We start from the raw sequence: 9,666 nt of genomic DNA, 5'->3' as shown, positions 1-9,666 counted from the left end.
CTACGCCATGGCCCGCTTCAGCGCGGCCGCGAAGCCTTCCACGTCCTCGCGCGTGGTGTCGAACGAGCACATCCAGCGCACTTCCGGGGCTTCGGCTGGCGACGGGTTCCAGACGTAAAAGAAGTACTCCTCCTTGAGCGCCTCCACGGCCCGGGCGGGGATGCGCGCGAACACGGCGTTCGTCTCCACGGGCCGGGTGATCTCGACCCCGGGCACGGCCCCTGCGGCCTCGGCCAGGACTCTGGCCATGCTGTTGGAGTTGGCCGCGTTCTCACGCCACAGCCCGCCCTCCAGGAGCGCGCTGAACTGGGCCGAAATGAAGCGCATCTTGGAGGCCAGTTGCATGGCCTGCTTGCGCAGGAAGCGGAACTCCCGCGCCAACTCGGGCCGGAAGAACACCACTGCCTCGCCGTACATCATGCCGTTCTTGGTGCCCCCGAAGCTGAGCACGTCCACGCCAAGCTCGCCCGTGGCCTGGGCCAGGGAGAGCCCCAAGGCCTCGGCCGCGTTGGCGATGCGCGCCCCGTCCATATGCAGGAACATGCCGTTTCCGTGGGCGAGATCGGCCAGGGCCCGGACCTCTTCGGGGCGGTAGAGGGTGCCGAGCTCGGTGGACTGGGTGATGGAGATCACCCTGGGCTGGTTGTGGTGCTCGTTGCCCAGGTCGCCAAGCACCGGCAGCACGTCCTCGGGCGCTATCTTGCCGTCCCGGCCGGGGAACGCGGTCAGCTTGCAGCCCAGGAAGCGCTCGGGCGCGCCGCACTCGTCCACGTTGATGTGCGCGGTCCTGGCGCAGGCAACGGCGTTGTAGGGCCTGGTGAGCGCCGAGAGCGAGAGCACGTTGGCCGCGGTGCCCAGGAACACGAAATGAACGCTCGAGTCCGGGCCGAACTCGTTTCGGAAGGCATCCTCGGCGCGCCTGGTCCAGGGGTCGTCGCCGTAGCCCACGGCGTGGTCCCGGTTGGCCTCGGCCATGGCGGCCATGACGGACGGATGCACGCCGGAATTGTTGTCGCTGGCGAAACTGCGCATGGTAAAACTCCGGAAGGGGGATGGGGCGCGGCTCAGGCCGCGCCGTTCTGGCTGATGATGGCGTCGAAGTCCTGGTGCATGGCCATGCGCAGGGACTCCTCCTCGATCTCTTCGATGCGCAGGGCCATGAGGCGCACGAGCCGCTTGTCGAGTTTGCCGAGGGCCGCCTCCTCCTCGATGACGCGCATGGCCTTCTCGCGGGGCAGGGCGGGCTTGTAGTGGCGCTCCATGGTGATGGCGTCGTAGATGTCCACGATCATGAGCATGCGCGCCGTGAGCGATATCTCGGCCTCCTTGAGCCCGGCCGGGTAGCCCGAGCCGTCCAGGCGCTCGTGGTGCTGGCAGATGATGTCCAGCAGGTTGGCCATGGTCTTGGGGAAGGGGATGTGCTGGAGGATGCGGAAGCTCTCGGTGGGGTGGCGCTCGATCTCGCGCCGCTCCTCGGGCAGCAAGTTGCCGCGCGGCAGGAGGAGCGCCAGCACCTCGTCCTCGGTGAGCATGGGCACTGCCTTGCCGTAGGCCGCTATCTCGCGCCGGGAGAGCTCCGCCACCAGCGAGGCGTCCTCGCCGCTCAGGGTGTCGGCGCGGTTGATGCGCTTCAGGTGCTCGAAGTCGCTCTCCCAGGGGTCGCCGGTGAGCTCAGAAAGCAGGGCCATGCGCATGGCGACGACGGTCATGTGCTGTTCGGGCAGGCGGGTGGCCTTGGTGAGCACCTGTTCGCGCACCCCGATCTTGCCCACGTCGTGCAGGAGCCCCGCGTAGTAGATCTCGATCAGGTCGTTGGGGGTGAAGGCCACGTCGGGGAAGATCTCCCGGTCCTCGTGCACGGCCTTGGCCAGGGCCACGGCCAGGCGGGCCACCCGGTGCGAGTGTCCGGCCGTGAACGGGTCGCGTGCGTCGATGGCCGTGGCCAGGGCCTGGAGCAGGGCCTTCAGGAGCGTCTGCATGCCCTCGAAGTGCGCGGCGTTGCCCATGGCCGTACCCGCCACGGAGACCAGGGTGGTCACGTACTGGAGGTGCATGGCCTCCAGGGGCGTGTCCCCGGCGGTGGCCAGCACGAGGGCGCCCGTCAGCGAGTCGCCCGAGAAGACCGGTGCGGCCAGCAGGGCCTTGAGCCTGGGGGCCTCGCGGTGCCAGCGAGCGTCGGCCTCGAGTTCGCTTATGAGTTCGCCCTTGCCGCCCTGGAGCACGTCCTTGAAGAGCGTGCCCCCGGCCAGGCGGTCCATGGAGTTCTCCCAGGCCGGACCGAACGAGGCGAAGGGTTGCAGCGCGCCCGTGGCGTCGTCGCGCAGAAAGAGCATGCCCATCTCCGTGGGCAATGCCCCGGACTGGCACTCGGCCAGAAGCGCCCTGCCCACCTGGCGCAGCCGAAGCGAGGAGTTGAGCCCCACGGTGGCCCGGTGCAGGAGGGCCAGCTCACGGTACTTCTGGAGCGTGTCCGAGGCCAGGGCGCGCCGGGCTTCGTCCTGGCGCAGGAGCATCTCGATGGACTGGGCCAGGAAATCGGCCACGTGCTGGGCTTTGGCCGTGAACGAGGACGCACCGTCGCCGGATGCCGGGGCGGCGATCACGTTCCCGGCGGCGTGTCCGCCCACGCCGAAGGCCGCGCTGCACAGGGGGGAGCGCTGGCCTTCGAGGACCGTCTCGTCCAGGCCGTGCGCGGCCAGGAGCCTGCCCCCCTGCACCACGCCCACACCCCAGCCCGGATCGAGCAGGGCGGCGGCCTTGGCGAAAAGCGGCGCGAGGTCGTGGTTGCGGAGGAATCTGCGTAAAACCATGGGGTGCGGAGGCGAAGAAGCTAGCCGGCCAGGCCCAGCAGGGAGCGGGCCGTGGCCAGGACCTCGTCGGGGTCGAAGGGTTTGGTCATGTACTTCTTGGCGCCCAGTTCCAGCCCCTGGCGGCGGTCAACCTCCTGGCCCTTGGCGGTCAGGAGCACGATGTCCAGGGAGCCGTCCAGGCCCGGGTCCTCCTTCACGCGGCGGCAGACCTCGTAGCCGTTGAGCTTGGGCATCATGATGTCCAGAAAGACGAGGTCGGGCTTTTCCCGGCGGATGATCTCCAGGCCCTCCTCACCATTGGACGCCGAGAGGATGGCCACTCCGGATTCTTCCTCGAGGTCTTCGAGGGTCTGTTCGAGGAGCATGCGGATGTGGATCTCGTCGTCGATGATGAGAATCTTGCCTGGCATCGAAGCTCCTGGGCATTGCGGTGCGTGAAGGTGGCAATGCCTTACGCCAATTCGGGCCGGAGGTGAAGTGCCGTAGGGAGCGGGAAAGAGTAAAGGGCGGCGGATTGCTCCGCCGCCCCCTGCCTGGCTGGCGCTCGCTCGGGCAATGCCTTTGATCGCACTGCGCGAGCCGCGCGGACAAAACTGACGTTGCAATTCTGAAAGGCGTGCCCGGGCGGCCTTTCCGGTTTGCGTCCTAGTTGCCCGAGCAGGAGCCGGTGGAGCAGGAACCCCCGCAACCGCCGCCGCCCAGTTCGAGGCTGGAGTGCACCTGGAAGCCCATGTAGGAGAGGTCCACCGTGACGGGCTGGGCCTTGCTCATGAGTTCCTTGTCGATGATGAAGGAGTAGCCATCGTTGTCGAAGACGTCGTCGGTATCTTTTGGCTCATCCAGAGCCAATGCCAGCCGGGGGCCAGCTCAGCCGCCGGAGGAGAGGTACACGCGGATGGGAGATTTCTCCTTGTCCGCGAAGTACGAATCAAGCTGCTTTTTGGCAGCCTCGGTCAGGGTAAACATGAAGGGCCTCCTGAATGAGTGGGTCGTCCGATAGGTAAGCCCCATGAGGTTGTTTGTCAAATGCCGAGGATATCTATGGAGGCGCGGAACAAGGCGGTTTTCGCCGCGTTGGTCGTGATCGGGGGATGTCCGCCTTGTATATCATTCCAAATCAGGGGGAATTGTGACGCGGCTCCCCCGCGCGCGCAAAAAAGCCCGAAGCGCGCGTGCGCTTCGGGCTTTGCCGTGAAAGGTTCGGGACGGGCGGGCCGTTAGGAGCAGCCGCCGGAGCTGGAGCAGGAGCAGCCGCCGCAGCCGCCGCCGGACTCGAGCTGCAGGCTCGAGGTGATGGTGAAGCCGGAGCAGTCGATGTCCACGCCCAGGGGCGCGGCCTTGCCGCCCAGTTCCTTGTCCACCACGAAGGAGTAGCCTTCCACCGCGAACACGTCGTCGGTGTCCTTGGGGTCGTCCAGGGCCAGGGCGAGCCTGGTTCCCGCGCAGGAGCTGGCGAGGAATATGCGGATGGGGGACTTCTCGTTCTGGGAGAAGTATTCGTCGAGTTTGGCCTTGGCGGGCTCGGAAATCGTGACCATGTGAACCTCCGTTCTTGGAATGCCGATTCGCAATGTAGTAGGTACGACCTATCGTGTGGTCAAATACGAATGTGTGATGCCCGCGTTTGCCTTGCACCAGGAATTCGGATAGGAGCCGGGAAAACAGTATTGCCCGGAAGTGTCATGAAGCGTCAGAAGATAGTCATGAACGGCAAGGAGATGTCGCGCACCCTGGAGCGCCTGGCCTTCGAGATCCTGGAGCGCCACGGCGAATGCACGGAGCTGGCCCTGGTGGGCGTGCAGCGCCGGGGAGTGGAGCTGGCCCAGCGCCTGCGCCGCATCCTGGAGGGCAGGCTCGGCTGCGAGGTGCCCCTGGGCAAGCTCGACATCAACCTCTACCGCGACGACTGGACCAACCTGGCCCACCAGCCTCAGATCAACCAGACCGACATCCCCTTCGCCATCGACGGCCGCAAGGTGGTGCTGGTGGACGACGTGCTCTATTCCGGGCGCACGGTGCGCGCGGCCCTGGAGGCCATCCTGGACTTCGGCCGCCCCAGGAAGGTGGAGCTTCTGGTCCTGGTGGACCGTGGGCACCGCGAGCTGCCCATCCAGGCGGACTACATGGGCAAGCAGCTGCCCACCTCCCGCGAGGAGCGCGTGGACGTCTACGTCAAGGAGCTCGACGGCGAGGACAAGGTCCGCCTGGCCAGCGAGGGAATCGAGTAGGCGCGCCCGCCCGGCCCCCACGCCATGAAAAACGAACGCCCCGGAATGCTCCGGGGCGTTTTTCGTTTCGGGGCCTTTGCGCCGCGTCCCAGCGTCGGTGAAGGCCGTGCGGGGACTTTCGTCAGCCCTCCGCGCCGTCCCGGGCCGCTGCGCGCCTGGGGTCAGCGTCCGCGCGCCTGTTCACCGCGCCCGCCAGGGTGTTCTCGCCGAGCATCTCCAGGGCCTTGCCCAGGTGGAGGTAGGCCCCGGCCGGCACGGGCTCGATGGTCCGCTCGCGCTCGGCCACGGCGTTCATGCACGCCCTGGCCGTGTCCCGGGCCTCGTCCATGCGGTTGGCCTGGGCGCGCGCCCGGGCGAGCATGGCCTCTATCAGCAGCGGGTCGGTGTCCTTGTCCGGCAGGATAAGCTTGAGCAGGGCCTCGGCGGAGCGGGGGTCGCCCGCCTCCATGGCCATCACGGACAGGGCCTGGAGGCTCAGGGAGTACTCGTGCACGTCGGGCAGGGGGCTCTGCTTGAGGAGAGTCACGGCCAGGTCCAGGAGCTTGCGGGCCTCCTCGGCCTTGCCCGCCCTGCGCGCGTCCCCGGCCATCCACCTGGCCACCCTGGCCTTGAAGTTGATGACCATGGCCCGCATGGCCGGGTTGGCGGGCCTGGACAGGCGCTTGTCCAGCGGGGCCAGCGCCTGGTCCCGGCGTCCGGCCGCCTCCAGGGCCATGGAGAGGTTGAACGCGGCGATCTCCGAGAAGGGGTCCAGGGAGGCGGCCGTCCTGAATTCGCTGATGGCCCTGCCCAGGTTGCGGGCCTCGAGGGCGCGGTGGCCCGTCATGAGCGCGAGCGACGAGAGCGCCGGCCCGGTGTCCTCGGCGCGGGCGCGGGCCTTGCGCAGGGCCCAGGGCAGGGCCTGGTCGAACCCGCCCTTGCGGAAGGCGCACTGCATCATGCCGTCCAGGGCGTCGATGCCCGAGGGGTCCGCCCGGAGCGCCTGGCGGAAGAGGGACTCGGAGAGCAGCAAGTCGCCCACGGCGAAGAGCTGCCAGGCGATCATGTTCGTGACGAGGTAGGAGTTCCCGCTCTCGACCAGGGCGCGCCTGGCCGCCTCCATGCCCAAGTTGGCCTTGGCGGGCATGAAGGCGTCCATCATGTACGCGCCGTAGGAAAGACCGAGGTTCCTGAGGGCGAAGATGCTGATCGCCTCCGGGGCGAGCGCCTTGGCCGCCTGCCCGGGAGGGAAGGGCTCGGCCAGGGCCTGCCCCAGAAGCTCGAGGATGGCCTGGCGCATCCCCAGGAGCCCTGCCTGCGGGTCGATGGGCACGATCGACGACACGCTCTTGCCGGTCATGGTGTCGAGGGCCGTCACCTCGGCCGAGAGCCCGGGCAGGACCACGCCGTGGAACACGTAGCGCGCGCCCTGGCGCACGGCGGCCGCCAGGGCCCGCGCTTCCCGGCGCTGGCCGCGCAGGAAGGCCTGGAACTCCCCGGCGTCGGGGAACACCTCCCTGATGTGGCGCATCAGGTAGGTCTCCTCGATGCCCGGGTGCAGGGCCAGAACGTTCTCGATGACGTTCTGCACCGCAGGCCCCAGGCCGTCGTAGTGCGTGCCCGTGGCGGGCTGCAGGGGCAGCACGAGGGCGCGCTCCGAGGCGTGCGCGGCGGTGGCGGCGAGGCAGGCCCAAAGGGCGAGGGCGGCCGCGAAGGCCTTGATTTTCGTCCGGATCATCATTCCTGCGTATTTCCCAACGCCAGGGAATGCAAGGGCGCGGACGCGAAAAAGGCCGCCCCGGAGGGCGGCCCGCGCTTTCTTCAGGCGCTGGCGGCCGGGCCGTCAGCGCTTCATGCAGACTTCGGTGCCGATGCCCTGCTTGGTGAAGAGCTCGAGAATCAGCGAGTTCTCCACGCGGCCGTCGATGATGTGGGCCTTTTCCACGCCCGACTGCACGGCTTCCATGCAGCACTTGAGCTTGGGGATCATGCCTCCCTTGGCCGTGCCGTCCTCGATGGCCCAGCTGGCCTCGCGCAGGTCCATGGTCTCGATGAGCTCACCGTCGGAGCCGAGCACCCCGGCCACGTCGGTCAGCAGGATCAGGCGGCGCGCGCCCAGCGCCTGGGCGATGGCCCCGGCGGCCGTGTCGGCGTTGATGTTGTAGGTGCGGCCCTCGTCGTCCACGCCCACGGGAGCGATCACCGGGATCACTCCGCTGGCCGTGAGCGACTTGATGATCGAGGCGTTGACGTGGCAGGGCTCGCCCACGTTGCCCAGGTCGATGAGCTCGGGCGGCGCGTCCTCGCGCGCGAGGACCATCTCCAGCTTTTTCACCTTGATCAGCCAGCCGTCCTTGCCCGAAAGCCCCACGCAGGTGCCGCCGTGCAGGTTGATCAGGTTCACGATCTCCTTGTTCACGCGCCCCACCAGCACCATCTCCACCACGTCCATGGTGGCGTCGTCCGTGACGCGAAGCCCCTCGCGGAAGGTCGACTCGATGCCCAGCTGCGTGAGCATCTTGCCGATCTGCGGCCCGCCGCCGTGCACGATCACGGGGTTGACCCCGATGTACTTGAGCAGCACCACGTTGAGCGCGAAGCTCTTCTTCAGGTGCTCGTCCTTCATTGCGTGGCCGCCGTACTTGATGACCACGGTCTGGCCGTGAAACTTGCGGATGTAGGGCAGCGACTCCAGGAGCATTCTGGCCTGGCTGGCGGCGGAGTTTTCCATGGCGGTGTCCTTTAGAGGATGTAGCGGGTGAGGTCGCGGTCCTCGGCGACGTCCTGAAGCTTCTGGCGCACGTAGGCGCGGTCTATGACGATCGTCTCGCCGCCCCGGTCCGGGGCCTCGAAGGAGAGGTCCTGAACGATCCTCTCCATGATGGTGTAGAGGCGGCGCGCGCCGATGTTCTCGGTGTCCTCGTTGACCTTCTGGGCGAAGGAGGCCATCTCCTCGAGCCCGTCCATGGGGAACTCCACCGTGACGCCCTCGGTGGCCAGGAGCGCCTTGTACTGCACGGTGAGCGAGTTCTGGGGCTCGGTGAGGATGCGCAGAAATTCGTCCCTGCCCAGGGGCTCGAGCTCCACGCGCAAGGGGAAGCGGCCCTGGAGCTCGGGCACGAGGTCGGAAGGCTTGGTCAGGTGGAAGGCCCCGGCCGCGATGAAGAGGATGTGGTCGGTGCGCACCATGCCGTACTTGGTGTTCACCACGCAGCCCTCGACCACGGGCAGGAGGTCGCGCTGCACGCCCTCGCGGGAGACGTCCGGGCCCGAGCCGCCCTGGGCGGAGCGGCCGCAGATCTTGTCGATCTCGTCGATGAACAGGATGCCCGACTGCTCCACGCGTTCCTTGGCGGCCTCGGCCACCTTGTCCATGTCCACGAGCTTCTCGGACTCCTCGACCACGAGGATGTCGTAGGCTTCGCGCACCCTGAGCTTGCGGGTCTTCCTCTTCTGGGGGAACACCTTGGAGAACATGTCCTTGAACTGGCTGCCCAGCTCCTCCATGCCCGGCATGGCCATGATCTCCACGCCCGGCGAGGAGACCGTGACCTCCATCTCCACGTGCTTGTCGTCGAGCGAGCCCTTGCGCCACAGCTGCCTGAGCTTGTCGCGAGTGGACTGGGCCTCCTCGGCCCCGGGGGCGGGCACGGGCGGCTGCGAGCCGCCGTAGAACGCCGACTGCGCGGGCCTGGAGGCCGGAAGCAGAAGGTCCAGCAGGCGCTCCTCGGCGGCCCCCTCGGCCTTCACGCGCACCTTCCCGGCCTCCTCCTTGCGCACCAGCTGCACGCCGATCTCCATGAGGTCGCGGACCATGGACTCCACGTCGCGGCCCACGTAGCCCACCTCGGTGAACTTGGTGGCCTCGACCTTGTGGAAGGGCGACCCGGCCAGGCGCGCGAGCCTGCGGGCGATTTCGGTCTTGCCCACGCCCGTGGGGCCGATCATCAGGATGTTCTTGGGCGCGATCTCGTCGCGCAGGGAGGGGTCCACCTGCTGGCGGCGCCAGCGGTTGCGCATGGCGATGGCCACCATGCGCTTGGCGGCGTTCTGCCCGACGATGTAGCGGTCCAGCTCGGAGACGGTCTCGCGGGGGGTCAGGGTGCTCATTGTCTGTCCACGGTCTCCAGGACGATGTTGGAGTTGGTGAAGACGCACAGCTCGGCCGCGATGTCCATGGCCTTGCGCGCGATCTCGGCGGCGGGGAGCTCCGTGTTGCGGGCCAGGGCGCGCGCGGCGGCCAGGGCGTAGGTGCCGCCCGAGCCGATGGCGGCCAGGCCGTCGTCGGGCTCGATCACGTCGCCCGCGCCCGTGAGGATGAGTATCGTGGAGCCGTCGGCCACCAGGAGCATGGCTTCCAGGCGGCGCAGGAACTTGTCCTTGCGCCAGTCCTTGGCCAGTTCCACGGCGGCGCGGGTGAGGTTGCCGGAGAATTCCTCCAGCTTGGCCTCGAAGCGCTCGAAGAGGGTGAAGGCGTCGGCCGTGGAGCCCGCGAACCCGGCCAGCACGCGCTCCTTGTAGAGGCGGCGGACCTTGCGCGCGGAGTGCTTCATGGCCACGGCCTGTCCGAAGGTGACTTGCCCGTCTCCGGCCATGGCGACGCCGTTTGCGTCGCGCACGGCCAGAATGGTGGTGCCGTGAATGTCCAT

Annotated in this window: 10 protein-coding genes; 1 reads left to right on the top strand and 9 read right to left on the bottom strand. The window is 67.9% G+C overall.

Features of this window, described 5'->3' with window-relative positions; genetic code table 11:
- The 5 genes from ACZ5V4_RS04875 to ACZ5V4_RS04855 form a co-directional block, all read right to left on the bottom strand.
- The gene (locus ACZ5V4_RS04875; protein WP_464317048.1) at positions 1-1,032 is read right to left on the bottom strand and encodes a threonine aldolase family protein; all 1,032 of its coding nucleotides are present in this window, start codon (positions 1,030-1,032) and stop codon (positions 1-3) included.
- A 32-nt stretch (positions 1,033-1,064) separates the two neighbouring features.
- Entirely contained in the window at positions 1,065-2,810 is a 1,746-nt protein-coding gene (locus tag ACZ5V4_RS04870) for an HD domain-containing phosphohydrolase (protein WP_464317047.1), read from the bottom strand.
- A gap of 20 nt (positions 2,811-2,830) precedes the next feature.
- Positions 2,831-3,220 (bottom strand): response regulator transcription factor, encoded by a 390-nt coding sequence (locus ACZ5V4_RS04865; protein WP_464317046.1) that lies wholly within the window; start codon positions 3,218-3,220, stop codon positions 2,831-2,833.
- Positions 3,221-3,455: 235 nt separating this feature from the next.
- Positions 3,456-3,776 (bottom strand): IscA/HesB family protein, encoded by a 321-nt coding sequence (locus ACZ5V4_RS04860; protein WP_464317045.1) that lies wholly within the window; start codon positions 3,774-3,776, stop codon positions 3,456-3,458.
- Between the two features lie 251 nt (positions 3,777-4,027).
- Positions 4,028-4,348, bottom strand: coding sequence for an IscA/HesB family protein (locus tag ACZ5V4_RS04855; RefSeq protein ID WP_464317044.1), 321 nt, complete (start codon positions 4,346-4,348; stop codon positions 4,028-4,030).
- 144 nt (positions 4,349-4,492) lie between these two features.
- Between ACZ5V4_RS04855 and pyrR the strand changes: the two genes are divergently transcribed.
- Positions 4,493-5,038 carry a bifunctional pyr operon transcriptional regulator/uracil phosphoribosyltransferase PyrR gene (gene pyrR, locus ACZ5V4_RS04850; protein WP_464317043.1) on the top strand — a complete coding sequence of 182 codons (546 nt, stop codon included), beginning with the start codon at positions 4,493-4,495 and terminating at the stop codon, positions 5,036-5,038.
- A gap of 121 nt (positions 5,039-5,159) precedes the next feature.
- Here the strand turns inward: pyrR and ACZ5V4_RS04845 are convergent, their stop codons facing one another.
- The 4 genes from ACZ5V4_RS04845 to hslV form a co-directional block, all read right to left on the bottom strand.
- The gene (locus ACZ5V4_RS04845; RefSeq protein ID WP_464317042.1) at positions 5,160-6,755 is read right to left on the bottom strand and encodes a tetratricopeptide repeat protein; all 1,596 of its coding nucleotides are present in this window, start codon (positions 6,753-6,755) and stop codon (positions 5,160-5,162) included.
- A 105-nt stretch (positions 6,756-6,860) separates the two neighbouring features.
- A complete protein-coding gene (gene argB, locus ACZ5V4_RS04840) occupies positions 6,861-7,748 on the bottom strand; it encodes an acetylglutamate kinase (protein WP_464317041.1) in 888 nt (295 codons plus the stop codon).
- An 11-nt stretch (positions 7,749-7,759) separates the two neighbouring features.
- The gene (hslU, locus tag ACZ5V4_RS04835; RefSeq protein WP_464317040.1) at positions 7,760-9,127 is read right to left on the bottom strand and encodes an ATP-dependent protease ATPase subunit HslU; all 1,368 of its coding nucleotides are present in this window, start codon (positions 9,125-9,127) and stop codon (positions 7,760-7,762) included.
- Positions 9,124-9,666 carry an ATP-dependent protease subunit HslV gene (gene hslV / locus ACZ5V4_RS04830; RefSeq protein WP_464317039.1) on the bottom strand — a complete coding sequence of 181 codons (543 nt, stop codon included), beginning with the start codon at positions 9,664-9,666 and terminating at the stop codon, positions 9,124-9,126. The genes hslU and hslV overlap by 4 nt, the downstream gene beginning before the upstream one ends.

It is taken from the genome of Fundidesulfovibrio sp. YSD1, from assembly GCF_055397115.1.
This window is presented reverse-complemented; position numbering and strand designations above follow the sequence as displayed.

Coding starts and splice junctions, on each gene's coding strand:
- ACZ5V4_RS04875 (WP_464317048.1), bottom strand. CDS start 1,032: ATGCGCAGTTTCGCCAGCGACAACAATTCCGGCGTGCATCCGTCCGTC.
- ACZ5V4_RS04870 (WP_464317047.1), bottom strand. CDS start 2,810: ATGGTTTTACGCAGATTCCTCCGCAACCACGACCTCGCGCCGCTTTTC.
- ACZ5V4_RS04865 (WP_464317046.1), bottom strand. CDS start 3,220: ATGCCAGGCAAGATTCTCATCATCGACGACGAGATCCACATCCGCATG.
- ACZ5V4_RS04855 (WP_464317044.1), bottom strand. CDS start 4,348: ATGGTCACGATTTCCGAGCCCGCCAAGGCCAAACTCGACGAATACTTC.
- pyrR (WP_464317043.1), top strand. CDS start 4,493: ATGAAGCGTCAGAAGATAGTCATGAACGGCAAGGAGATGTCGCGCACC.
- ACZ5V4_RS04845 (WP_464317042.1), bottom strand. CDS start 6,755: ATGATCCGGACGAAAATCAAGGCCTTCGCGGCCGCCCTCGCCCTTTGG.
- argB (WP_464317041.1), bottom strand. CDS start 7,748: ATGGAAAACTCCGCCGCCAGCCAGGCCAGAATGCTCCTGGAGTCGCTG.
- hslU (WP_464317040.1), bottom strand. CDS start 9,127: ATGAGCACCCTGACCCCCCGCGAGACCGTCTCCGAGCTGGACCGCTAC.
- hslV (WP_464317039.1), bottom strand. CDS start 9,666: ATGGACATTCACGGCACCACCATTCTGGCCGTGCGCGACGCAAACGGC.